This is a genomic window from Aquiflexum gelatinilyticum, from assembly GCF_024813435.1.
Classification (GTDB): Bacteria; Bacteroidota; Bacteroidia; order Cytophagales; family Cyclobacteriaceae; genus Cognataquiflexum; species Cognataquiflexum gelatinilyticum.
The window spans coordinates 82,157-107,069 of the sequence record NZ_JANAEZ010000013.1 but is presented as its reverse complement, the minus strand read 5'-3'; the positions used below and the strand labels follow the sequence as shown (position 1 = coordinate 107,069).

The following is a 24,913-nucleotide window of genomic DNA, read 5'->3' as shown; positions in this document are numbered from 1 at the left end:
TCTCTCCTAAGGCTATCGATGGATCGCTGACAGGTTTTCAATTATACCACCGTTCTTGGTTTAATACAACTGTTCAAATCTAAGGTAGCTATCGGGAGGCAAGAAATTTTAATCCTCCCCCGCGCAATGCCACGCCGGCCCGGTCCGCCGCTACGGATCTTCCTACCCGCTCGTGTTCCAAATTAAGATTTTTCTAAAAAAAAATTTCAAACTAGCTCTTCGACATTAAGTCCGCCGCGGCGGAGCGAAATATTTGTAGCCATGGGTAAGGTGCATTACCTGATTCCATACTTTTTCAAATCTCCATGCACCGCAGCCCATAGATAAAAAGGCGGTTTTAACGGTATTTCGGTCACGGATTTCGTAAGTTGGAGAATCTCCATTACCGAAATGGTGGGAAATCTTCAGGTTTTGATTCTTCCAAAACCCCAAGCGGGATTATTATCATTTACTTGAGCAAAAAGACTCAACGTCCGAGTAAAAAGGTGGGACATCCGAGCAAAAAGGTCCACCATTTGAGCAAAAAGGTGCAACGTCCGAGCAAAAAGGCCCACCATCGAAGCAAAAAGGTCCAACTTCCGACCAAATAGGACCAAAGTCCGAGCAAAAAGGTCCATCGTCCGAGTAAAAAGGCGCAACGTTCGAGCAAATAGGCCCAACGTCCGAGCAAAAAGCTCCAACGTTTGAGTAAAAAGGCGCAACGTCCGAGAAAAAAGGCTCAACGTCCGAGCAAAAAGGTGAAACGTCGGAGCAAAAAGGTCCAACGATGGGGTAATGAAGTGGGAGGGGGTACTCCTGAAGTACCCCCTCCCACTTGGGAAGGACCTTATCTTGATTGTGTTTCGGTCAGGACCAAAAAAAAAAGAGGCATCCCGAAAAGGATGCCTCTTGAATTATGAAATGAGTTTGATTAGAAATTGAATCTCAAACCGAACTGTAATCTCCACACGTCACCTGCACCGGCAGATGGGGTGAAAGAATCAGAGATTAGAGTATTTCCAAGGTTTCTGAATCTGAATTGAGGTCTGTTGTTGGCATCTACACCTGCAGGAACAAGCGGAGAAGTTGAAGTCATAAACTGACCTACACCCCAATTTGAATTCAACAAGTTACCTACGTTTAGGATATCTACCCTGAACTCAAGGTTTTGCTTTTTACTTGTGGTCAACAAAGTTTGTGAAGCACTGAAGTCAGCCCTGTATACCATTGGAAGGAATACAGCACCTCTTTCGGCGATTTGTCCTCTATTGGCGCTCAAATACTTGTCTTGTTGGATAAATGATTCCCAAGCAGCAGCTTGTTCAGCAGGAGTGAATGTTCTACCTGAGGAAGTAAACTGTACGAAGTTGGTTTCGTTGGCATTTGCAGGGATATAAAGCAAGTCATTGGAGAAGCCACCGTCACCGTTGAAATCACCGCCATATACATAGCTAGCGTTTCCGATAGTTCTTCCTTCCCAGAATAGGGAGAAAGAGGTAGTACCAAAGGAAAACAAGTCAACAGAATAGTTAGCTACTGCTACTACTCTATGTCCCATAGAGTTGGCAGAAAAGCCCAAACCTGGGTTGTTTGGATCACCTTGGTGTTGGTTGTTGTTCCAAGAACCGAAAGCAATAGAACCTGCATCAATTGTGTTTTTTGCTTCGCCGTAGCTATAGAAACCTTTCAGGTATAAGCCGTTTGCAAATGGTTTTTCCAAGGAAATAGATGCGACCCAAGAATTACCGATTGCTTGGTTACCCAAAGTTACAGCGTTGTCAATTTTACTGTTGATTCTTGTTGCAGCGTTTCCACCTACCCATCTGTCTCTGCCGTCAGGACCTGTAAAACTTCCGTTTGCAGGAGCAAGGTTGGCATTGTAATAAGATACACCGTTTACATCTTTGTTATAAAGGAATTCGGCAGTGGCGATGATTCCACCTGGAAGTCTGTGGTCAATCGCCACGTTAGTTCTCCAGATCTGAGGGAATTTGAAAGTAGGTTCAGTCAAAGCCAATTCATAATTGGCAGCAGGTGCACCTGTAACTGTAGAAGGCTTATAGAAATCAGGATCAGGGTTGAAAGGTCTGGTTGTAGTATTGTCAAATCTGTCAAAACCTGTCAAGATACCGTTATTTCCAACTTGGTTAGAAATCCAAACATATGCAGGACGTCCTGTGAATACACCTGTACCACCCCTTACTTGGGTAGTTCTTGCGCCATCGCTGAGGTCATAGTTGAATCCAACTCTTGGAGACCAAAGGATATTGGCATCAGGAAGTTTGTCAGTTCTGACTTTGATAGTCTCACCTGCTGGATTACGGAAGTTGAATCCTTCCACCTCTTGATTTCTGAAACCTGTCTCTGCGAAGAATGGAACGTCAATTCTCAAACCAACTGTAACCAAGAAGTCTTTGTTGACCTGAATTTCATCCTGTCCGTAGATACCACCATAAGTTACTTTCAATGGCTGTACTGGTTTTTCTTGACCTGGAATATTGGAATATCTCACTTGGAACCTCCTTACTGTAGAAGTTGGGGTTGTCCCTGCAAGGTAAGCATCAGCATCTGCATAGAAATCTTCTAAAGAATTATACACATAAGCTGACTGTGAACCAGGGAAGAATACGTTTTCAGACTCATATCTTTCCAAGCTGAAACCTGTAGTGATGGTATGTTTTCCTTTGAAGATCTGAAGGTTGTCCTGGATCTGGAAAGTTTTGTATCTCAACTCATTGCTTGGAGTGAATGGTTCAAATCCGAATGTGGTGTATGTAGCATTATCCTCCAAAATATCTACCATAGGGAAGAAATCTCCTCTTGAACCCCTGCTTTCATCCTGATAGGTATAACCCACGATCAAGCTGTTGGTCATAGTAGGAGAAAGCCTTGTATTCAATTCAGCTACAATTGAACGGATATTTTCGAAAATGATGTAGTTGGTGTTTTGGAAATTCAAAGCATTCAAGTTTCTGCTTCTGCCACCAAAACCAAGTGAAGAAGAACCTGATGCCAAAACATCAGTGGAAGAATCAAGGTGGTTATACCTTACACTCAATTTGTTCTTGTCATTGATGTTGTAATCTATTTTAGCCAAGAATTTGGTTGCAATAGTAGAGTGGTCATATCCTTGGTAAGGTCCTGTTTCATAACCGAAGTTATTTCTCAAATAGGAACTCAAAGTATTGAGGTCTGAAGCCAAAACTCTCGTGGTGTTACCTGTGATAGGATCACTGCCACTGTTGGCAACGAAGTTTGTTCCTGGAGTTGTTTCTTTATCATCTTCAAATGAAGCAAAGAAGAACAATTTGTTTTTGATGATTGGACCGCCCAATCTAAAACCTACCTGTCTGTATTTGAACTCTCCCGGATCAAAGCTGTTGTCGCCCGCTTGGGTACCGACATTGTCACTTCCTCTCCAAAAGTAATAAGCAGAACCTGTAAATGTGTTGGTACCACTTCTTGTTACAGTGTTGACACCGGCACCGGTAAAGTTACCTTGTCTAACATCATAAGGAGCCACGTTTACAGAAATTTGGTCAATCGCATCCAAAGAGATTGGAGATACACCTGTTCTGTCACCCGGCTGGCTTCCAAGTCCAAAAGAGTTGTTGAAATAAGAACCATCTACAGTGATGTTGTTCAACCTGCTGTCCTGACCACCAAAAGAACTTCCGTTTGCTTGCGGAGTCAATCTTGTGAAGTCATTGATCCTACGGGAGATCGTCGGAAGTTTGTTGATAGTCTCGTTTCCGATTGCCGTTGTAGCACCTGTTCTGTCGGAACTAAATACCGCATTTTTATCGCCTGTAACCACTACTTCAGCAAGTTCCTCGCCATCACCCAACATGGTGACATTGACGTTGGCAGCAATACCCAAACTCAAGAATACACCTTCAACAGTCTGAGTTTCAAAACCGATAAAAGATACCGTAACAGAATAAGGTCCACCAACCCTCATACCTGGGATGGTATACCTACCGTCTATGTTGGTCACTGCACCATACCTTGTACCGGAAGGCATGTGTGTTGCCACGACATTGGCACCGGGAAGAGTTTCCCCGCTGTTGTCTACTACCCTACCAGACATACTGGAGGTGGATACCCCTTGCGGATAAGCAACACCTGTAGCGAGTACAAGCATGATTAACGCAAATAAACTTTTTAGTAATGATTGCCTCATAATTTTTGTTTTTTGTGGGAAATTGAAATTAAAATATTTGGAGCTGGTTATTTTCCGATACAAATGTATGGGAGATGGGCAAGGATTTTTTTTTGAAATTGTTAAGTTTTAACAAATTTTCACAAGTTTACTTAACAAATTCCTAACATTAAAATCCAAAGGTTGTTTTATTTTTAACCAGCTTTTTGTATTTCGTTGCAAATTAGTGCAGTTCACGTCATTTTGGACACGCCGTTTGTTTACCTTTAAATACAATGTTACCAAATCATTACTTCTCTGTCAGAATAGGTATTTATACAAAAGTTCAGAACATAAGTATATAACTTGGCTATATTTGACAATGAAAAATTCTGATTCCTATGAAAAGCAAAAACATACTTTGGCTTTATTTATTCCTTTTTGCAGGAATTATTGACATTGTTTTCACAGCAAATGGAGAGTTTTCCTCTAGGATTTTTACCAAGCCATTGATTTTAATTGCTTTATGGGGATTCTTTATTTTTTCCAGTAAAAATATCAAAGGAACAATTTTAAGAAAAAGCATCAGTGCTGCTTTGATATTTTCGTGGTTGGGAGATGTCCTCCTGATGTTTCCGGACTTGTTCCTCTATGGATTGGGTGCTTTTCTGATGGCCCATATCTGTTATATCATTGGATTCAAGATTGCGCAGACGAATCCCTTTGCGATAGGTAAGGTCAACTTTATCCACCTCTTCTTTGTCAACCTCCCTATTTACATTTTGGCAGCCATTGTTTATTTCCTGATCAATCCCGGACTCGGCCCCATGAAAATCCCTGTGGTAATTTACCTTATTGTTATAGTCATGATGGTAACCACTGCAAGGGAGCGCTACAAAAAGACAAACCCAGTCAGTTTTTGGCAGGTATTTCTAGGAGGAATGTTTTTCATGGTTTCTGATGGGGTGTTGGCCATAAACATGTTTTTCAAACCTTTCCCCGAGTCAGGGGTGATTGTTATGGGGACTTATATCATCGCCCAATTCCTGATCGTCAGGGGGATTTTGGCGCATTTAGACCATCTACCCAAAACCATTCACAAATAAAAAAAATTTCAAGATGGTAAGCGGACCGCTTTTAGTATCAAATAATATCCAGTATCAATCAATATCTAATAAGTCAAGATTAGACATCTGTTTTGTCTTTTTCCTTGAATATTAATTTATGATTGGTCTTAGCTTAAACCCTCCCCATGATATCCGCATAGCTGATTCCCATATGGCTGTTGTCATATACCGCTTTTCCTGATTTGACAATAATAACTTGGGGAGATTCATGGTACACGCTGAATTCCTTTTCGATCTGATTGGAGATTTCCCGATGACGGATCAAATCCAAAAAATAAGGAGTTACTTTTTCAGAATCTTCTTTTTTCCAATTTCTCTTTAACCTGTCCCATGCCATACCGCTGATAGAACACCTTGTTGAATGCTTGAAAATCAGCACAGGTTTCTCTCCGCTTTTTTGCTTGATCTCCTCCAGTTGAGATAAGTTTTCCAGTATATTCCAATCCATGTCTTAAATTTTATTAAACTTTCAAAACCTAAAGTAATTTGAATGGAAATTAGTTCCTTCAAGATTTCCACATTTGCTACCTTTCAGGCAAAACGTTCTTTTGTATAAAGGCAGGGTTCTTGCTTGTTCTGAATACCACAGTTCTTGACTTAAAACCGAAATCCGGATTCTCTCATTTTATATGTTTTCAAAATATATTCTCCCCATTTTCATTTTATCCATCACATTTTCTTCCTGCAAGACCATCAAGCCAGATCATCCCCCGGCTTCTTCAGGGATAGAACTACCACAAGCCATCTCCAAGGCCAATGTTCCTATAGAGATTCCACTTTCTTTTATTGAAAATAACCTCAACCAAGATTGGAACAGCAAGTTGTTTGCAGAAAATGGATTGCCCATCGGCAGCGGACTTACCACCGATATTGATGTGACCAGAACCGGCAAAATTGTGCTGACAGGCTTGGAAAACAATACGCTTCGGGTCAAAATTCCCATGAACCTCAAAGGAGACCTGAAGATTGAAAAGAAGGTTTTTGGGCAGATATTGTCCACAAACTTCCCCTTTAATGAAAATGTCAGTCCCGAAATCAGCTTTGACCCTGAAATCGAAAGCAATTGGGAACTTGGCATCAAAAACCTTGAAATAGAAAATTGGGGCCGCTCTATGAAATACAATCTGTTGGGATTCGAGATAGATCTTGATAAAGTGGTCAAAAGCCAGCTTCAAACCGTGCTCGACAATCAGTTGTCTGCTGCCAACCTCAGCCGTTTTGATTTCAAAAGCATGGCACAAGAGACCTGGGATATTTTTTCTAAGCCTTATACCATGACCCAGCAAGGTTTGGAAGTCCATTTTTACAGTATTCCAACCAAATTGAAATTGACTGAGGAGATCACGACAGATCAAAAATTGAACCTTTATGTTGGATTGGAAGGAGAGATGATGTCCAAAGTCGGTTCGAAACCAAAAGTTCCAAAATCCCCATTGCCCAATATTGATGTCAATGAGAATAAGGCAAACGAACTCGAATTGATATTGCCCCTGATTTTACGCTATGAGGATTTGGATGGCTATCTGAACAAGGAAATGTCAGGCAAAATAATCAAAATCGACAGCAAGACGGAGATAGTTCCCACTGATCTAAAAACCCAAAAATACGGAGACAAGACTTTGTTGTTGATGGATTTTACCGGCATCCGAATGGGAAAAAAGGATATCAAAGGCAAGATGTATTTTGCAGGCAAGCCTGTCTTCGACTCAACGACTGAATCCCTCCGGTTTGATGAAGCTGAGTTTGATGTCAAATCAGACAATGGTATGGCCAATATCGGTATCAGGCTGAAGAAGAGGAAAATCATGAATCAGATCAAGAAACTGGCAAACTATCCTGTCGGTGATTTCCTCAGTGAGGCAAGAAAGGAGATGGAAAAGCAGGGAAAATTTGAGACCGGCTTTGCAACCTTTCAGGTCAAAAATCCAACTTTGGATGTACAGGGAATCTACAATACGGAGGAAGACGTAAGGATTTACCTCAAGTCAACAGGGCAGATGGAAGTAAAGTTGAAGGAAGTGAAATAGATTCAAGACATGAGACAATCAGAATTCCACTTTTTGGTTGAATTTTCATAGATGAATAATTCCGATTTTAACTTTAAATTGGATTGTAATAAATAATCATTTTAAATATTATGTCAGAAAAACCAAAACCAATATTTCATAGACCCATTTTTTGGGATGTGAACTTTGATAAGTTGGACTATGATGCCAAACCCAACTTCATCATCGAACGGGTTTTTGAGCGGGGAGACGTAGATGACATCAGGAATTGTAGAAGGTATTATGGTGATGAGAAAGTTTCTTCTGCATTGTTAAATGCCAAATTTTTACCTGAAATAACCATGTATTTAACTGCTGCCGTTATTGACCAACCTATAACTGCTTTTAGATGTTACGAATTGAGACAGTCGAACCCGGAACTTTTTCCTTACTAGAGGAACTGATGACCGTTCCTGAACTTCAGAGTTTTGTGATTCATTTTTTTAAACAGTTTTTCAAGCTGTCAAGATTCCACATAACCATGCTTCTCCCTACCTTATCAATCCTCCAAAATCCTTGATCCCTTTTATTTCTGCGATTTTGAGTAGTTTCATCAGAAACTGTGCTGTCAGAAATGCATCTCCTGCAGCAGTATGGCGGTCCGCCAATTCTATTCCAAAGCGTTCGCAGACCGCATCCAAGGAGTATTCCTCCTGTTTTGCTGACTTAGTGTCAAAGTGAGGACCTTTCTCCAAACGCATCGCAAGGTATTTGGTGTCAATCACAGGGTTCAGGAATTTTTTAAATCCAAAAGGCTTCAAAGTTTTTTCCAACATGGCTAAGTCAAAACCGATATGGTGGCCCACGATGATGTCTGAACCTATATATTCCAACAAATCCTTTCCAAAATCCTTCAAAGGGGACGTTTCTATGGGATACAAAATCTCATGGACTTTTACTGATTCCCTGTTTTGGACCGGTGCATCAAGATACCTTTCCATGCTGTTTGCTACTTGCAAAGTATATCCTTTGAGTTTGATCGCGCCAAAAGAAACGACATTATCGATTTTTGGATTGAAGCCCGTGGTCTCAGTGTCGAGCACCACAAATGAAAGCTGTGATATAGCCCGCAAAGCAGGAATTTTTTTATCAAAACCCGATTCGTATTCTTCCACGAATGTAGATTTCGGTGTTTTCTTTCCCAATAAAAAATCGAGCCATTTCATATCAGCCTGTAAAAAAGTCGAGTTGAAAGCGGATCCGTATGATCTTCTGCAGCTCATCGATGGGAGCAAAAGTATTTTTCAGCATCTGACGTTGAAGTTTTCCCAAGTCCTCAGGATGGATATACCTTCCCGAATTCCCGGATTTCAAACCTTCGATCGCCCTCATCCGCATCAGGATTTCATAAGCTTTTCCTGCTTCAATCAGGAGTTCGGTATAGTTTGGTTCTAGCTCGGACAGTTTCTCAAACCGCTTGAAAGTATTGTTGATCCCCACTACCCGATGACTGAGTACCAATAACCTTGCGATGTCTGCCAATGGCATCATCGCGCGGAGCTTGATGTCAAATTTGTCTTTTTGCTCCCCGGATTTTTCGACAAGGAAATTCCTGAAAAACCCCAATGGAGGGGGATTGAGCAAAGCATTTTTGGCGAGGAAATTCAGAAAAATGGTTCGGTCTGCAACTTCCTGATAGATATGAGCTGTGAGTTCGTCGGCTAGTTTTTTATGACCAAATACAGGTCTGTAATCAAAGAATATGGTGGCGTTAAGCAATGCCTGTTGGTTTGGGCTGAGGATCCAATCCGAAAAGTAGGATTTCCACACTGATAGCGGCTGACACCATTTGGGGTTGTTAGCCATCATATCAGCCGGGCAGGCCTGAAATCCACAGGCAAACAATGTCTCAATTACTTCCTGTGCGATCAGGAGTAGGTACGCTTTGGTATCTTCAATTTTTTCTTCAGGCACATCTTCAAATACAATGGAATTGTCCAAATCCGTTCTGAGGAGTTGCTCTTCACGGCCTTCGCTTCCCATGGACAAAAAGCAGAATTTTACTTTTGAAGCCTCGAGATGGTTTGGGCTGTGTTTTTTGACTGCCAATTGGACAGCACGCTGGATGATGATGTCGTTGATTTCAGAAATGATGTTTGCCACAAAATCCATCGCCACCTCATTTTCCAGGTAATACTTCAAAAGCATTTCCGCCCTGTTTCGGATTTTGGACATTTCAGACACCTCCCAAGTATTCATCAGGGCATTGATCAATACTGCTGGGCTGTTTCCTTGCGAAAGTAAAATATCATGGTCAGAAAGGATCCCTGTCACTTTGCTTTCAAGGCTGCCATCCTCAGTGAAAATCAGGTGGTGAAGCCTGTTTTTGATCATGGTAAGGTAAAGTTCAGCAAAACCTGCATCCTTTCTTTTGGTCAAGACAGGAGCTGACATCAAATCTTCTACAGGGGTTTCATAGCTTTTTTGTTGGGCAACGAGCTTATTCCGTATATCCTTATCAGTGATTATTCCTAGAGGAAAATGGTTATGGTCCACAATCACGATGGACCCGACGCCTTTTTCCGCCATTTTTTCTACAGCCTTTGAGATTGGAGTTCCTTTTGGACAAGTCAGGACATCTATAGAAAAATTCAGATCCGACTGTCCGCTGAAAATCATCAATCCATTGTCCTTGGACAATTCTGTGAAATCCCTTCTTGCTTTTTGTGATTGGGAAAGGTCCGTTCTGACTACTACCTGCCCCGATGCAAATCCTGCGGCAAAATAGAGACTTACTCTGCTGTTTTCGTTCAGGATTTTTTCAAAAATGGCCACGGGAACCGCATAAATCAAACTGTCTTCAATGGCTCGGGCATTTAGGATATAGGGTCTTTTGCCTAGCAAAGCTAAAACTCCAAACACATCTCCTTCGTCACAGACCTCGACTACACGGTCTTGCCCTTCCTTACTTTCAGTGAGTTGGACCGAACCTTCTTTCAGCACAAAAAAGAAATCCTGGGCAGGATCTCCCTGTTTGAATAAATATTCTTCTTGTGCAAAATATTTGACCTCCACGCCCTTTGCCACCAATCCCAATGAAGCATCATTGAGAAAAGTGAAAGGAGGAAACCTTTTGAGGAATTCCTTGACGCGGTTGACGATGACGTTGGCCATTTATTCTAAATTCAAGACTTGAGACACATATCAGACACAAGACATGAAACACAAGATGTGAGACTTTATTTGGTTTAATCAAAGAGATTCCATCAGGAAATTGAAATCTAATTTGTTAATCGATCCAATCACATGTCCTAAGTCTCACATCTCAAGTCTTATTTTACTTTCTTCCTTCAATAATCTTCGTGACCACATCCGGATCGAGCAGTGTAGAGGTATCGCCCATATTGTCCGTACTTCCTTCCGCAACCTTGCGGAGTATTCTACGCATGATTTTTCCGGAACGTGTCTTGGGCAATCCCGATACAATCTGGATTTTGTCAGGTTTGGCTATCGGACCGATGATCTTGCTGACAGTTTCCTTGATTTCGTTGATGAGGTTTTCTTCAGTTCTATGCGACATGTCGCAGATCACATAGGCGTAGATGCCCTGTCCTTTGACATCGTGTGGATATCCGACTACTGCAGATTCGATGACCAAAGGATGTTCGTTGATGGCGTTTTCTACTTCAGCTGTTCCCATTCTGTGCCCGGAAACATTGATCACGTCATCGACCCGACCGAGGATTCGGTAGTAACCGTCATGGTCTCTTTTGACGCCGTCACCGGTAAAGTACATACCTTTGTAAGTTGAGAAGTACGTCTGTTTGCAGCGGTCATGGTCTCCCCATAAGGTACGTATCATGGATGGCCAAGGGAATTTGACACATAGATTTCCTTCCACTGAATTTCCAGTCAATTCATTTCCTTCAGGATCGACAATGGCCAATTGGATGCCTGGAAGAGGCAAAGTGGCAAAAGCAGGCTTGGTAGGGGTAATGCCTGCAATCGGCGAAACCAAAATACCGCCAGTCTCAGTCTGCCACCAAGTATCCACGATCGGACAACGGGATTGTCCGATATGGTTGTAGTACCACCTCCAAGCTTCCTCGTTGATCGGTTCGCCTACAGAACCCAATACCTTCAATGAATCCAGATTGTAAGGAGCAATGGGGTCTGTACCATAAGCCTGCAATGCCCTGATGGCTGTTGGAGCGGTGTAGAATTGATTGACCTGATGCTTTTCGATAACTGCCCAAAACCTTCCTGGGTCAGGATAAGTAGGCACACCTTCAAACATCAACGTCGTCGCGCCGGCCAATAATGGCCCATATACTATGTAAGAATGTCCGGTAATCCAACCGATATCTGCTGTACACCAATACACATCTCCGGGTGAATATTGGAACACATTTTCAAAGGAATATTTGGTATACACCATATACCCCGCAGTGCTGTGAACCACACCTTTCGGCTTGCCGGTAGAACCAGATGTATAAAGGATAAAAAGCGGATCTTCGCTGTCCATGGTTTCGGCAACGTTGCTGTCCTTTTCACCTTCGATGACCTCATGCCACCAATAATCCCTACCTTCTTTCATGCTAATATCCTGACCGGTACGCTTGCAGACGATCACGGTTTCAACTGAGGCTTTTTCCAAAGCATCATCTACGATGGCTTTGATGCCTATTTTTTTATTGCCGCGGTAATTTCCGTCTGAGGTCAAAATCGCTTTTGCACCGCTATCATGGATTCTGTCTGTAAGGGCATTGGCACTGAATCCCGCAAAAACCACTGAATGAATCGCACCGATCCTCGCACAGGCAAGCATGGCAATGGCTGCTTCTGGAATCATCGGCATATAGATGATTACCCGGTCACCTTTTTGGATGCCTTTTGATTTGAGTGCGTTGGAAAACTGACAAACCTGATGGTACAATTCTTTGTAAGTAATCTTCCTGACCTCTTCGCCGGGTTCGCTTGGTTCCCAGATGATCGCGGTCCTGTCGCCGTAGGCAAAAAGGTTTTTCTCGAAAATATTTTCAGTGATATTCAGTTTACCGTTGACAAACCATTTGACATTTGGGCCTTCAAAATCCCATTTGAGCACCTTGTCCCATCTCTTTTTCCAGTGAAAAGAGTCTGCGATTCTAGCCCAGAAATTTTCCGGTTCGGTAACAGACTTTTGGTATTCATAGAAGTACCCACTCAAGGTATGTATCCTATCACTCATGATTGTATGTATTTTGGTTATTGTTGGTTGAAAATTAACGAAGTCTCCTTTAACAAACTCAATTTTTGTGTAATAATTGGGGTTTCACCAAAATTTCAATGCTCCACCGCACCACCGGCACCTCTTGGAATCCTGATTTCCTCGATCATATCCTGCACATGCTGTGGTGGGGCCGGGGTTGCTTTTGACACAACATAGCAAACCACAAAATTGAGTAGCATGCCCAATGAACCGATTCCTTCCGGTGAAATTCCAAACCACCAATGTCCGGCATTATTCATTTCAGGACTGATGAATTTGAAGTAAATAATATAAGCCATCGTAAATACCAATCCTGAAACCATTCCGGTAATTGCTCCTTCTTTGTTGATCCTGGAGGAGAAAATCCCCATAATGATGACCGGGAAAAATGAAGCTGCCGCCAACCCAAAGGCAAAAGCAACCACCTCAGCCACAAATCCTGGAGGATTTACACCAAAGTACCCAGCCAATACCACAGCACCTCCTGCCGCGATCCTAGCGATTCGTAGTTCTTTTTTCTCAGACATTTCAGGTCTGAAAGTTCTAAAAAGATCCCTTGAAACTGAAGTTGAAATCACAAGTAATAGGCCTGCCGCTGTTGAAAGTGCCGCTGCCATCGCACCGGCTGCCACAAGGCCGACAACCCAATTTGGAAGTTGGGCGATCTCAGGATTTGCCAATACCATGATGTCCTTGTCGATGGTAAGTTCATTGGTTTTCTTGTCTGCCACATACTGCACGATACCATCACCGTTTTTATCCTCTACGACAATGAGGTTGGTTTTTTGCCAGTTCCCGACCCATTCAGGAAGGTTGTCAACAGGCTTTTCCGCAACTGTATCGATGGCATTGTAAATTCCAAATGCTGCTACTGCTGGGGCAGTGGTATACAAAATAGCGATAAAAACCAATGCATATCCTGCGGATAACCTTGCGTCCTTGACCCTTGGTACCGTAAAAAACCTGACAATCACATGGGGAAGTCCAGCTGTGCCGACCATCAATGCAAGTGTGATGGCGAGCATGTCTACCATCTCTTTCCTTCCTGAAGTGTATGCCGCAAATCCCAACTCCGTCAATACGCCATCTAGTTTGTCCAAGAGAGGGGTCCCGTCAGCAACAGTTCCTCCTAAGCCCAATTGCGGAATTGGATTTCCTGTCAACTGCATAGAGACGAAAATAGCCGGAACCATATAAGCGAAAATCAATACACAGTATTGGGCCACTTGTGTATAGGTGATCCCTTTCATTCCTCCCAAAACGGCATAGAAAAAAACGATACACATCCCGATGATTACTCCGGTATTGATGTCCACTTCAAGATATCGGGAGAAAACGATTCCCACTCCCCGCATTTGACCTGCCACATAGGTGAAGGAAATAAACAGTGCGCAAACGACAGCGACAACTCTCGCTTTGTTGGAATAATACCTATCGCCTACAAAATCAGGAACGGTGAATTTTCCGAATTTTCTTAAGTAGGGAGCCAAAAGCAATGCAAGTAAAACGTATCCTCCAGTCCAGCCCATCAAGTAAACCGAACCGTCATATCCCGAAAAGGAAATGATGCCGGCCATAGAGATAAAAGATGCCGCAGACATCCAATCAGCAGCTGTAGCCATGCCATTGGCAAGTGGGGAGACTCCACCCCCTGCAACGTAAAATTCTTTGGTAGATCCGGCACGTGTCCAGATGGCGATACCTATATAAATCGCAAATGAAAGTCCGACAAGGATGTATGTCCAGGTTAAAATTTCCATAGTTTGGTTGGGTTTTGGGTGTTTTATTTTTCATTGACATCAAATTCCTTGTCCAGCTTGTTCATCCGGTAGACATAGACGAATATCAGGATCACAAAGGCATAGATAGATCCCTGCTGCGCAAACCAAAATCCCAGTTTGAATCCTCCGAATTTGAAATTGTTCAGTTGTTCGACCAAGAGGATTCCAAATCCAAAAGAAACCGTAAACCAAACCAATAAAAGGAAAAAGAGTGTTTGGAGATTCTTTTTCCAATAAGCTTTCATTTTTTGTTTGTTGTCAAGCATGTTTTATAGGTAAATATGGGTTTGAAGTATAAATTCTCCGGCTGAGCTGCTTTTTTGGTAATTTTCAAAGATAGGCCTATTGCTATATTGTAATGATATTTTGGCCTGATGCCCGTTCAGGAAATAATTCATGCCGAGGTCATATTGCCAGCTTCCCGTGTCAAAATACTCAAAATCCTTATGGGTCAAAGTACCAAAGGGTTGCAGTTTTCCATTTCTTCCCAACATATTACCCGGAAGCAAAAAACCAGTCTGAAGGTAAAAAACATTTCCTGTTCCGATGGTAGGTTGGGCATTTCCTGTTCCGTTTTGGGTGCTTCCGCTACCTTGTCCGACATTCATGATGCCGATATTCCGAAGATAATTTGGGCCAAAGTCATAGGTGTAATACACTGCATAGACTGTTATGGCTGTACCTTTGCTCTTCCTAAGAGGTAAATCCAAAAAGCTGTCAATGCTCCACAAAGCAATGTCATGTTTTTGGATTTGGCCGGATTGATTTTGAGAACTTGTTGCTTTCGGATGATGGTGCCATCCGCCACCGATGTTAAAGACTTTTTTGGACCCAAGGTAGGAACCTACAAAAAAGGGAAGCTTGTTGTTTTCTTTTTCAAAAAACTGGTAAGCGATATAGCCTTGTGTCGCCCAGTTGTCATTGACGATATTGGCCGCCACAGGTCTGTTACGGGAACTTTCGAAGATGCCTCCTTCGCCCACAGAAAAAGGTTTGTTGACCGCCACTCTATAATCCCATTTTCCCAACTGCCCTTTGGCATACACTCCAAACTGCCTCGCAAACTGATCTGTCATTTCGATCAAGGGCCAGTTGAAAATCGGCGCATCCAGGGTGAGCATATTCAATGTTCCCTGACTGCTGAGTCTTGAGATACCATTCCAATAGTGCAGCCCCATTCCCATAAAAAAGCCATTACTAACTTTAAACTCTGTCCAGACATCGTGGAGGAACATCTGTGGCTTTTTGGCAGAAGTCCCGGCATTGTTTCCAATTCCTGTGACCGGGTCTACTGTGACAGGAATATTTCCGGCATTTCCGGAATTGCCACCACCGGGAACGCCTCCGTTGGTGAAAGTTTGGTTGTTGATACCAAAATGAGCCAAAAACAAAATTTTAGGAGAGACCTGCGCATAGGCCAAAATCCTTGCCCTTCGGATGCCGATATCCACTGTTTTGTTTTTTGGATTGCCATCCACCCCCAAAGTGCCGGGATTGGTTTCGGTAGCCTTTGCCCAAATCTGATTCCACAAAATCAACCTGAAATACCTGCTGCCATCTGAATCAAGGTTCCAAACCAAAGGTTTATACCTATTATCGATTTTGTTGGCATCTTCCAAGGCGGAATTGTAGGCTACCTGTGCCGAATCCTGTCCAACTGCCTCAAAAGACATTTGAATGAATACAAAACAAACCAAAGCACAATAGGCGGGTTTCATCGGCAGGTAATGGCAGCTAAGTCAAACTCAGTAAATGGAATGATTTCAGTGTTAAAATCTAAAATCGATAAACTGACCCAATATAAGAATCGGATTTTTCAATCCTCCAAAAAATTACTTCAAGGGAAAAACAAAACCCAAGAATTCTAATTCAACATTCTTTTCCTTGCAAAAATTGCGTTATGACCCAATCATCAATCCCTTAAACCAACATTTCCAAAACCACAGCCAAACCAAATGCCAAGATGCTGATCAGGACTTTATTGAGGTAAAAACGGTGGTCGGGACTGCTTTCAAAAAAGATGGTAGTCGAGATATGGAGAAATCCACCTGCTACCATCCCATAAAATACATTAAGTCCTTCCCTTCCAAGGATATTTTTTTCATACAAAAAATTACTCAATATCATTCCCAAAGGAGAGGCAAAAGCAAAAACTACCAATAAAGCAAAAACCCATCTTTTTTTAAGGCTTGCCATCAGTACTGCGACCAACGCAAAAGCCTCAGGCCCTTTGTGCAATAGAATTCCAAAAAGCAGGTTATTGCTGCCGTGGTGGTGGTGGCTGTGGCCTGCGTGCTCATCATGTTCATGTAAATGCCCTGCCAAAGAACCGTCTTCAGTCAGCAAAGTTCCTTCGAGAAAGGCATGCAAAAACAATCCGATCATAATTGTCCAAACTCCAACCTGCATGCCATGATGTTGATGATCAGGATGGTGAATATGCCCATGTTCTACGCCTGTGGACAACAAGGCCAAGATCTGCTGCAACAAAAATCCCAACAGGATATAAAATCCCATCTTGGTTGGATCTGATGATTCGAGAAAAAGTTCAGGAAGGATATGCAGAACCGTGATGGCAAATAGATAAGAGCCTGCAAATACCAGGACCAATTTGAAATACCGCTCCTCCCATCTTGGAATGAAATATGCCAATCCACCTGCAATCAAAGCAGTAAAGAAAAGAATCAGGAAATTGAATGTCATGGGATATAAAGGTAATTAGGCTTGAATCAGGAATAAGAACTCAATTTTAAGAAAACGATACATGTTGATTTCTGGGTGGTCACTATTTTAATCTTGAGGAAATGACAAAAACGGTTTGATTCCATCACTTGCAAAGGATTTGAGCTGACCGGTAGAGTCACTGTAAATCAGGAATATTTCAAATAGATTTCTGCTTTTTTGAAGTTCAATGGCTTTTTCTGTTCCCATCACCATCATCGCAGTGGCATAGGCATCTGCTGTCATGCAGTCTTTTGCCAATACTGTCGCACTCAAAAGGCTGTGGTTGACCGGTCTGCCGGTGGCGGGGTTGATGGTATGGGAGATTTTTATTCCCCCTGCTTCATAATAATTTCTGTAATTTCCGGATGTTGCCATTCCTTTATCCTGCAAAGCCACAATGCTGAATAAATCATCTGCCCTTCCTAATTCTTCGGGACGGTTGATACCCACTTTCCACAGTTCACCTTTTTCATTCACTCCTCTTGCCACCAATTCTCCTCCGATTTCTACAAGAAGGTTTTCTATTCCTTTTCCCTGCAAAAATTCAGCGACGACATCCACACCATATCCTTTTGCTATCGCGCTAAAATCGAGATACATCCCCGATTGAGATTTTCTGACACTTGCCGAATCAAAAGTGATTTTATTGAATCCTACCAAATCCAACATACCATCAATGTTGACACTGTCTTTCAGTTGCGGACCTGTCGGGCCAAATCCCCAAAGGTTGACCAAAGGACCAACTGTCGGATCAAATGCCCCGCCTGTGATTTCATATACAGTTTTGCTGCTTTGGAGAACAGGCAAGAAATAAGGCAGTTTGAAATACAGTGTATCACTTTGGTTAAATCTGCTGAGTTCAGAATCCGGAATATAGGTGGAAAGCGATTGGTTGAAACCTGCCAACAAGGAATCTATACTTGCCTGAAAATCCCTTTCGGTTGGATCAAGGTAAGTAATATTGTAAGTCGTCCCCATCGTATTCCCATTTAGTACCACTTTTCCCGTGACTTTCACCACGGTTTCCTCAACGGGCTTTTGTTGGTTTTGACGATAGAGGTACACCACCGCTACCAACAGCAGCAGGATAATGGAATAGATTATGTTCTTATTGGCGTTGGTTCGCATATAAAAGACCAATTTTTCGAAAGTTAAGGGTAATTTTCCAAATTAAGTTCCAAAAATCTTATTATTTGCAATTTTGTTGCAAAAGCTTTTTGCGAATTTATTTTACCTTTTTGCCATGGGCTTATTTTCTATATTTGTGAATTGCTGATTGTAAAGCCATGAGAGAAGATTACCTGAGTGGGGACAAAGAAAAACTGAATTCATCTGACAAAGAAATTGAGAAGGCTTTGAGGCCTTTGAGTTTTGATGACTTTACAGGTCAGTTCAAAATTGTAGAAAACCTGAAAGTCTTTGTACTCGCCGCCAAGCGAAGAAATGAACCTTTGGACCATGTACTTCTTCATGGCCCTCCGGGGCTGGGAAAGACCACGCTCAGCTACATCATTGCCAACGAACTTGAATCAGGGATCAAAATTACCTCAGGTCCGGTATTGGACAAACCTTCTGATCTGGCTGGTTTACTGACCAATCTTGACGAAGGAGACGTGCTTTTTATTGACGAGATCCACAGACTCAATCCCATCGTGGAGGAATACCTGTATTCAGCCATGGAGGATTTCAGGATTGATATCATGCTGGATTCGGGACCCAACGCACGTTCGGTACAGATTTCACTAAATCCATTTACCTTGATCGGTGCTACTACCAGGTCAGGATTATTGACTTCACCGCTTCGCGCAAGGTTTGGGATCAATTCCCGACTGGAATATTATGATGCCAAGCTCCTGACCGACATTGTGCAGAGATCTTCAGGGATTCTTCAAACACCGATAGAAGAAGTTGCTGCCTATGAAATCGCAAGGAGAAGCCGTGGTACACCAAGGATTGCCAATATGCTTTTGCGCAGAACCCGTGATTTTGCTGAGATCAAAGGAACCGGAACAATTACATTGGATATTGCTAAAATAGCCCTGAAAGCCTTGGATGTGGATGAAAACGGCTTGGATGAAATGGATAACAGAATCCTTCTCACCATCATCGAGAAATTCAAAGGAGGTCCGGTTGGATTGTCTACCATCGCCACCGCTTGTAGTGAAGAGGCTGAGACAATTGAAGAAGTGTATGAACCCTTTTTGATACAGGAAGGATACCTCAAAAGAACAGCACGCGGAAGGATGGCCACCGAACTTGCTTATAAACACCTAAAAATCAAACCGAATTTTGGGGCAAGTAGTGGCAGTTTATTTGAGTAATTGTTTTGCATTCATTTCCAAATTCGGAATTAATCCAGCGTGAATCTTCCAGAAAAATACAGCCAAATCATAAAGACCCAGGCCAAAAACCTGGGCTTTGATTTTTGTGGCATTGCCAAAGCTGGATTTTTGGAAGCGGAAGCACCCAAACTTGAAGCTTGGCTCAACCAAAATTATCAAGGTGAGATGGCGTATATGGCCAACCATTTTGACAAAAGACTGGATCCCACCAAACTCGTGGAAGGAGCAAAAACCGTGGTCAGCTTGGTCTATAATTATTTTCCCAAAAAGGCCTTGTTCCAAGAAAAAGAAGCATACAAAATCGCCAAATATGCCTATGGGCAGGATTACCATCATGTCATCAAAGACAAACTGAAAGTACTTCTTGAAAACCTGCGTCAAGAAATCGGTGAAATTGGCGGGAGGGCCTTTGTGGATTCGGCGCCGATGATGGAGCGTCAGTGGGCCCAAAAATCAGGTTTGGGTTGGTTGGGAAAAAACAGCCTTCTACTCAATAAGGAAATGGGCAGTTTCTTTTTTTTGGCAGAATTGGTCATCGACCTTGAGGTCGCTCCTGACCCGCCGATGTTGAAGGATTATTGCGGTACATGTACCAAATGCATCGATGCCTGTCCGACGGAGGCCATTGTCCAACCCGGTGTGGTGGATGGATCCAAATGCATTTCCTACCTGACGATTGAGCTGAAAGAAAATATACCTTCTGCCTTCAAAGGAAAAATGGAAAACTGGGTTTTCGGTTGCGACATCTGTCAGGATGTCTGTCCCTGGAACAGGTTTTCAAAACCCCACCAAGAACCGCTTTTTGATCCCAAATCCGAATTGGAGAAAATGACCAATCATGATTGGGAAGAAATCACCGAAGAAACATTCAGTAAGGTTTTTTCAAAGTCGGCTGTCAAGCGGACGAAGCTGGAAGGATTGAGGAGGAATGTTGGGTTTGCAAAGAAGGATAAATAAGATTAAGGGACTATTCTAATATTATCTGACAAATTTAAACAACCGGAATTGATCATCATAATAGGCATAATCCCGAAATCCTAGGTAAAGATTGTTGTCATCCTTATAAAATTTAGCCTCTTCTCTAAATATCGCTGAAATTCCTTGGACAGGTTTGATCCTTTCATCTGCTAAATTGTATTCAAAAATATTTTTGTTCCCTTTTGCTAAGAATATACTGTTTCCAAATGAAATGATTGACCAAAGGTACCCTTGATCATAGAAACCCGAAAATTCTCCCAACAATTTTGGTGATTGGCCAATTTTTACCGAAAACAGTTTGAGTACATTGGAATTTATCTCAGGAAAGAAAATCGTGCCGTCATTCGAAAGTATATTCGTAGCATTTTTAATTTCAATGGGAACTTGGATACCTGAATCCTCCCATATTTTTAAAGCAGAATTAAAGAAATAGAAATTGGATCGGTTGTAAAACACAAAAGTTAATTTTCCATCATATTCAAAAGAAAATTTAACGGCATTAGGGCCCTCAATGAAGTTTGGTAGCTGTTCCCAATTTTTTGAAACTAGGTCAAGTCTATAAAAATCTGAATAATTAATCGGTGGATTCGGGAAATCATTTTGATTTCCAAGTCCAAAATAAAGTTTATTGTCCTTTGGCATGTAAGATAAGGCATAAAAAGCCCTCCCTCTGCCATCATCAGGAAAATCAGCCAGTTTACTCATGGAATTACCCGCTAAGTTAAAAACATGGATATCGAAATATGTTCCATAGTTATAAGTCAAAATATCATTCCCCGTTGAAAAGTTACTATAGTAACCCTCCACTATTCTTGGAATATTTTCATGACTGCTTACCCAATTGTCATTTACAATGATCTCTTTCTCGTAATTTATCTCACTGTAATTTTGAATCCTAAACGCAAGTTTATATTTACCAGGAGGCATATTTGGAATTTCGCCCACTACTTTGTTTGATTCATTTATAGTCGTCGGTATTCTGTAATCTATATTATTCGCATCAATAAGGTACCAAGTTGATTCCATCTCGATCAAATAACTTAATTCAATTGTTATGTTTTCACCGACTGATAACTGGGTTGGTGATACGGTCAGGATATTTGGGATTCCTATTTCAAATGCTTCTTTTAGTATCGCTGTTTTACCATTTACTGAAATCTTAAGGTCAAATTCTTGGCCTGAAGAAGAAATCAAAGAAGAATTTCTCACAGCCTCTACTACAAGTTTTGTCGGTGTCGCCTCCATAATTCTGAAATTGAAATACGCCTCCAAGCCTCCAAAATCAAGGATGTTGTTCTCCGGTTTCCGACTGAAGTAGTTCCCTTCAATTGTTAATGAATGGTATCGGAAGAGCTTGGATTCGGAGACCGAGGTTATTTCCGGCCCTTTGACCCCAAGACTGGAAAAATTAAAAGATTCACCAAAAATCATCTGCGATCCCGAACGGACAAAAGGTCTTGCAAAATAAGTAAGACCGGGAATCAGGTCATATTGTAGCCTGATTGACAGGGGATTTCCTTGGGGCTTACCTGTAATTTCCTCATAAAAAAAGTACTCGGGAATGCTGATGTTGGCAGAGCCTTCTTTCTCGATTGCCCTATATTGAACACCGTAGCTCTCAATTGTCGATGAGGTGTTTTGAATGATCATAAAATCAATGTTGACTCCTGATTCATTGAGATCTTTGATTCCTAGGCTCTTGATCACCGGATAATCCCTTTCTGAAATATTGCTGTCGATGGTACATGCCTGAAGAATGACTACAAAAAGTGCAAGTATATTTTTGCTGGAAAATTTCATGGGTGTATTAAAATTTAAGACCAAGGGTAATCAAATGCATAGACAAAGTCGTGTTTCCCAAATTTCCGCTTTGGAGATAGCTTTTCAATCCTAAAGTCAGGATCCTATTGTTTTTTCGGATAATGTTGGCCCCTGCACCAAAATGAATGCCCTGATAACTGTCTGCCAATACAGGCTTGTCAGAATGAAAAGTGATTTCATTGTTTTTTTTCCACGCGCCAAATTGATAAGATTTTTGATTCAAGGTATTGGAAAAGGAATACCCCATTTCGAGGTAGGTTCGGAATTTTTGTGGCTTAAGGTCAATATAGTACTTGACTGCCACCGGAAACTGCAAAGCAATCATGGATATGCTGAGGTCGGTTTCATAGTTTTGCCCATTAGGCAATTGGATTTTCTCAAACTTGGTAGCATCGAATCCAAACAACTGAGGGGAGAATGAAATGGAGATATTTCGCTTGAAATTGAGAAAGGCTTCGATGGATAATCCTCCAGAAATGGCCAGACCTGCCATTTCAGTGACCTGTTCAACAGGTTCAATCCCGAATTCGGCAATCGCAATACCAGTTCCAAAAAATGGTTCTACATAAATTGGTTTAGAAAAAGTCCGCAAATCTTTCACCTGATCGGCAGAATTTAGCAGGTATGCAATGGAACCCGCTGTTTGCTTGGTTAGTCCTATCAGTGGATTGACAGCATCGTTTTTGTTCAGGGAAGAAAAAGCATCAGACACTTGACCGTTTACTGCATACAACTTACCTGTTGATTTGTTTTCCAGGTAAAAGGTTTCCTTTTTAACATTTAGTCTGTAAAGAGCCAGATCCTGGTTTTCCGTAGGGATCAATTCAAGGAAAACCAGCATTTCTCGAGGGCTCCCGATATCCTTTCTAAAAAACTTTCTGTCTTTGTATTGAAACTCCGAGACATCATTTACGCCATAAGTTTTCTCTTGTCCGTCTTTTATTGATCGAAATACCAAACTTTGATTTTCTAAAGTGGGAATTTCAAGTATCCTTCCGTCTATATGCAAACTGTCTTGGAAAAGGATATAATCGTTTCTTACTCGTTTTTGGGCTAGAGAATAGGTGGCTGACACCATCAAAACGCTAAAAAAAATTAGCATTCTGAAACACTTAAGGTTTGGGTACATAAAATTAATTCTGAAAGGAAAAGGTGTAAAGCCGACTCAAACCTAAATCTAATCTATATCAACTAATTTTTCCAAATAAAAATGGGATGTGCCGCCACATTTTTTCAAAAATGGAGATAAAAAAATAGCTTCTCTTAAAATGCTGGTTGATAAAGTAATCCATGTTTATGGTAGGCCATTCTTTGTTAAAATCCTAACCAAAAATCTGTATTTAAGAAATCAAATAGGTTAATTTTGGGTCACGAATAAGATGCTATGAAGATTTTTGAAGTCAATTCCGGAAAACTGGAGAGGGATTTTCTGGAAGCTCATGTCCTGATCAATAAGCCTTATCCCAACTGGATCAGGCCATTGGATGTTGATGTGATGTCAGTTTTTGATCCAAAAAAGAACAAACTTTTGGCAAAATCCGAGGCCAAACGATGGGTCCTTAAAGACGGTCAGGGGAAGCTTATAGGAAGGATTGCCGCTTTTGTAAATAAAAGATACACCAACAAAGGGGATGATGTCCCTGTTGGTGGATTCGGTTTTTTTGATTGCATAGATGACCATAAAGCCGCAGACTTTCTCTTTGATACTGCCAAAAACTGGCTAGAGTCAAAAGGAATGCAGGCAATGGACGGGCCGATCAACCTTGGTGACAGAGATAAATGGTGGGGTTTGTTGGTGGATGGATTTCATCCGCCGATCTACAACATGAATTACAATCCGCCTTATTACCAAAAATTATTTGAAGCCTACGGTTTCCAGAATTTTTACAATCAGATTTGCTGGAGTCTTTCAGTGGCGCAAGAAGCGCATCAGTTGGATCTGAAGTTTTATGATGCCCATCAAAAGTTTTATGGAAACCCGGACTTCAGGGCGGAATATCTCAAAAAGGACAACTTGGAGAAATATGCCAAAGACCTCAGTATCGTGTACAACAAGGCCTGGGCAAAGCATCAAGGTAACAAGGATATCTCACCGGAACAGGCGTTGAAATTGTTCAAAACCATCAAACCTGTTTTGGATGAAAAGCTGATCTGGTTTGTCTATCACAAAGATGAACCTGTGGTGATGTGGATCAACCTTCCGGACATCAATCAGATCATCAAGCACCTTGACGGAAAGTTTGATTGGTTTTCAAAACTGAAATTCTTCCTCATCAAAACCTTTGGGAAAAATGAGAATTTCGTGGGTTTGGTGTTCGGTGTGGTACCGGAATTCCAAGGCACAGGTCTTGATTATTATATGATCGTGGAGGCGGAAAAAGTCATCAAATCCACCACTTCCTACAAAAAACTGGAGCTATATTGGCAGGGGGACTTTAATCCCAAAATGCTGAATATTTCAAAAAATCTCGGGGGAAAACACTTTCGGACCTTGGTTACCTTCAGGTACTTGTTTGATAGGCAGAAGCATTTTGAAAGGCATCCGGTATTGCTATAAATAAAAAAAGCCCCAAACTCGGGGCTTTTTGATTTAACCTGCAAGGCTAATGAAATATTTATTTAGGACGGGTTCGTATTTTCCTGAAAACTTCCTGTAACACCAATCCTTAAATTCCTGTATCTCAGTCGGCATCAGCAGGTTTAGGGCCTTGCGCAACTCTTTCTCAAACAATTTTCCGTCAAAACTGACTTTCATCAAGATGATTTTCACGTATTCCAGCATAT

19 protein-coding genes are annotated in these 24,913 nt (G+C 41.7%); 6 read left to right on the top strand and 13 right to left on the bottom strand.

Features of this window, described 5'->3' with window-relative positions; translation table 11 throughout:
- Positions 1 to 910: 910 nt before the first annotated feature.
- Positions 911 to 4,162: a TonB-dependent receptor gene (locus NK987_RS20845; RefSeq protein ID WP_259265429.1), complete on the bottom strand. Its 3,252-nt coding sequence runs from the start codon at positions 4,160 to 4,162 to the stop codon at positions 911 to 913.
- Between the two features lie 359 nt (positions 4,163 to 4,521).
- Between NK987_RS20845 and NK987_RS20840 the strand changes: the two genes are divergently transcribed.
- Positions 4,522 to 5,226 (top strand): lysoplasmalogenase, encoded by a 705-nt coding sequence (locus NK987_RS20840; RefSeq protein WP_259265428.1) that lies wholly within the window; start codon positions 4,522 to 4,524, stop codon positions 5,224 to 5,226.
- Positions 5,227 to 5,359: 133 nt separating this feature from the next.
- Here NK987_RS20840 and ytxJ read toward each other — a convergent pair whose 3' ends face one another.
- Entirely contained in the window at positions 5,360 to 5,695 is a 336-nt protein-coding gene (gene ytxJ, locus NK987_RS20835) for a bacillithiol system redox-active protein YtxJ (protein WP_259265427.1), read from the bottom strand.
- Between the two features lie 181 nt (positions 5,696 to 5,876).
- Between ytxJ and NK987_RS20830 the strand changes: the two genes are divergently transcribed.
- A complete protein-coding gene (locus NK987_RS20830; RefSeq protein WP_259265426.1) occupies positions 5,877 to 7,274 on the top strand; it encodes a DUF4403 family protein in 1,398 nt (465 codons plus the stop codon).
- Between the two features lie 110 nt (positions 7,275 to 7,384).
- Positions 7,385 to 7,687, top strand: coding sequence for a DUF6922 domain-containing protein (locus NK987_RS20825; protein ID WP_259265425.1), 303 nt, complete (start codon positions 7,385 to 7,387; stop codon positions 7,685 to 7,687).
- A gap of 96 nt (positions 7,688 to 7,783) precedes the next feature.
- Here the strand turns inward: NK987_RS20825 and NK987_RS20820 are convergent, their stop codons facing one another.
- From NK987_RS20820 to NK987_RS20785, 8 genes are all read right to left on the bottom strand, one after another.
- Entirely contained in the window at positions 7,784 to 8,458 is a 675-nt protein-coding gene (locus NK987_RS20820; protein ID WP_259265424.1) for a 3'-5' exonuclease, read from the bottom strand.
- A gap of 1 nt (position 8,459) precedes the next feature.
- A complete protein-coding gene (locus NK987_RS20815; RefSeq protein ID WP_259265423.1) occupies positions 8,460 to 10,406 on the bottom strand; it encodes a DUF294 nucleotidyltransferase-like domain-containing protein in 1,947 nt (648 codons plus the stop codon).
- 163 nt (positions 10,407 to 10,569) lie between these two features.
- Entirely contained in the window at positions 10,570 to 12,462 is a 1,893-nt protein-coding gene (gene acs, locus NK987_RS20810) for an acetate--CoA ligase (RefSeq protein ID WP_258424047.1), read from the bottom strand.
- A 95-nt stretch (positions 12,463 to 12,557) separates the two neighbouring features.
- Complete coding sequence (locus tag NK987_RS20805; protein WP_258424046.1) at positions 12,558 to 14,243, bottom strand: sodium:solute symporter family protein; 1,686 nt, start codon at positions 14,241 to 14,243, stop codon at positions 12,558 to 12,560.
- A 23-nt stretch (positions 14,244 to 14,266) separates the two neighbouring features.
- Complete coding sequence (locus NK987_RS20800) at positions 14,267 to 14,530, bottom strand: DUF4212 domain-containing protein (protein WP_258424045.1); 264 nt, start codon at positions 14,528 to 14,530, stop codon at positions 14,267 to 14,269.
- Between the two features lie 3 nt (positions 14,531 to 14,533).
- Positions 14,534 to 15,982, bottom strand: coding sequence for a porin (locus NK987_RS20795; protein WP_259265422.1), 1,449 nt, complete (start codon positions 15,980 to 15,982; stop codon positions 14,534 to 14,536).
- 202 nt (positions 15,983 to 16,184) lie between these two features.
- Positions 16,185 to 16,967 carry a ZIP family metal transporter gene (locus NK987_RS20790; protein WP_258424043.1) on the bottom strand — a complete coding sequence of 261 codons (783 nt, stop codon included), beginning with the start codon at positions 16,965 to 16,967 and terminating at the stop codon, positions 16,185 to 16,187.
- A gap of 87 nt (positions 16,968 to 17,054) precedes the next feature.
- On the bottom strand, positions 17,055 to 18,116 hold the full coding sequence (locus tag NK987_RS20785; RefSeq protein ID WP_259265421.1) for an FAD:protein FMN transferase: 1,062 nt from the start codon (positions 18,114 to 18,116) through the stop codon (positions 17,055 to 17,057).
- Positions 18,117 to 18,274: 158 nt separating this feature from the next.
- On the opposite strand from NK987_RS20785, the gene ruvB reads away from it, so the two are divergent.
- Positions 18,275 to 19,309 carry a Holliday junction branch migration DNA helicase RuvB gene (gene ruvB, locus NK987_RS20780; protein WP_258424041.1) on the top strand — a complete coding sequence of 345 codons (1,035 nt, stop codon included), beginning with the start codon at positions 18,275 to 18,277 and terminating at the stop codon, positions 19,307 to 19,309.
- Positions 19,310 to 19,348: 39 nt separating this feature from the next.
- Positions 19,349 to 20,287 carry a tRNA epoxyqueuosine(34) reductase QueG gene (queG, locus tag NK987_RS20775; RefSeq protein ID WP_259265420.1) on the top strand — a complete coding sequence of 313 codons (939 nt, stop codon included), beginning with the start codon at positions 19,349 to 19,351 and terminating at the stop codon, positions 20,285 to 20,287.
- 21 nt (positions 20,288 to 20,308) lie between these two features.
- On the opposite strand, the gene NK987_RS20770 is transcribed toward queG, so the two are convergent.
- Together NK987_RS20770 and NK987_RS20765 are read right to left on the bottom strand one after the other, a co-directional pair.
- Entirely contained in the window at positions 20,309 to 22,108 is a 1,800-nt protein-coding gene (locus tag NK987_RS20770) for a Kelch repeat-containing protein (RefSeq protein WP_259265419.1), read from the bottom strand.
- A gap of 7 nt (positions 22,109 to 22,115) precedes the next feature.
- Entirely contained in the window at positions 22,116 to 23,231 is a 1,116-nt protein-coding gene (locus NK987_RS20765; protein ID WP_259265418.1) for a hypothetical protein, read from the bottom strand.
- A 282-nt stretch (positions 23,232 to 23,513) separates the two neighbouring features.
- Between NK987_RS20765 and NK987_RS20760 the strand changes: the two genes are divergently transcribed.
- Entirely contained in the window at positions 23,514 to 24,686 is a 1,173-nt protein-coding gene (locus NK987_RS20760; protein ID WP_259265417.1) for a hypothetical protein, read from the top strand.
- Between the two features lie 33 nt (positions 24,687 to 24,719).
- Here the strand turns inward: NK987_RS20760 and NK987_RS20755 are convergent, their stop codons facing one another.
- Complete coding sequence (locus tag NK987_RS20755) at positions 24,720 to 24,911, bottom strand: hypothetical protein (RefSeq protein WP_258424036.1); 192 nt, start codon at positions 24,909 to 24,911, stop codon at positions 24,720 to 24,722.
- Between the last annotated feature and the right edge of the window lie 2 nt (positions 24,912 to 24,913).

Bases quoted from the DNA above. Each gene is read 5' to 3' on its own strand.
- NK987_RS20790 (WP_258424043.1), bottom strand. From the start codon at position 16,967: ATGACATTCAATTTCCTGATTCTTTTCTTTACTGCTTTGATTGCAGGT.
- NK987_RS20845 (WP_259265429.1), bottom strand. From the start codon at position 4,162: ATGAGGCAATCATTACTAAAAAGTTTATTTGCGTTAATCATGCTTGTA.
- NK987_RS20825 (WP_259265425.1), top strand. From the start codon at position 7,385: ATGTCAGAAAAACCAAAACCAATATTTCATAGACCCATTTTTTGGGAT.
- NK987_RS20785 (WP_259265421.1), bottom strand. From the start codon at position 18,116: ATGCGAACCAACGCCAATAAGAACATAATCTATTCCATTATCCTGCTG.
- NK987_RS20805 (WP_258424046.1), bottom strand. From the start codon at position 14,243: ATGGAAATTTTAACCTGGACATACATCCTTGTCGGACTTTCATTTGCG.
- NK987_RS20800 (WP_258424045.1), bottom strand. From the start codon at position 14,530: ATGCTTGACAACAAACAAAAAATGAAAGCTTATTGGAAAAAGAATCTC.
- ruvB (WP_258424041.1), top strand. From the start codon at position 18,275: ATGAGAGAAGATTACCTGAGTGGGGACAAAGAAAAACTGAATTCATCT.
- NK987_RS20765 (WP_259265418.1), bottom strand. From the start codon at position 23,231: ATGCTAATTTTTTTTAGCGTTTTGATGGTGTCAGCCACCTATTCTCTA.
- acs (WP_258424047.1), bottom strand. From the start codon at position 12,462: ATGAGTGATAGGATACATACCTTGAGTGGGTACTTCTATGAATACCAA.
- NK987_RS20830 (WP_259265426.1), top strand. From the start codon at position 5,877: ATGTTTTCAAAATATATTCTCCCCATTTTCATTTTATCCATCACATTT.
- NK987_RS20815 (WP_259265423.1), bottom strand. From the start codon at position 10,406: ATGGCCAACGTCATCGTCAACCGCGTCAAGGAATTCCTCAAAAGGTTT.
- NK987_RS20755 (WP_258424036.1), bottom strand. From the start codon at position 24,911: ATGCTGGAATACGTGAAAATCATCTTGATGAAAGTCAGTTTTGACGGA.
- NK987_RS20795 (WP_259265422.1), bottom strand. From the start codon at position 15,982: ATGAAACCCGCCTATTGTGCTTTGGTTTGTTTTGTATTCATTCAAATG.
- NK987_RS20820 (WP_259265424.1), bottom strand. From the start codon at position 8,458: ATGAAATGGCTCGATTTTTTATTGGGAAAGAAAACACCGAAATCTACA.
- NK987_RS20760 (WP_259265417.1), top strand. From the start codon at position 23,514: ATGAAGATTTTTGAAGTCAATTCCGGAAAACTGGAGAGGGATTTTCTG.
- ytxJ (WP_259265427.1), bottom strand. From the start codon at position 5,695: ATGGATTGGAATATACTGGAAAACTTATCTCAACTGGAGGAGATCAAG.
- NK987_RS20770 (WP_259265419.1), bottom strand. From the start codon at position 22,108: ATGAAATTTTCCAGCAAAAATATACTTGCACTTTTTGTAGTCATTCTT.
- NK987_RS20840 (WP_259265428.1), top strand. From the start codon at position 4,522: ATGAAAAGCAAAAACATACTTTGGCTTTATTTATTCCTTTTTGCAGGA.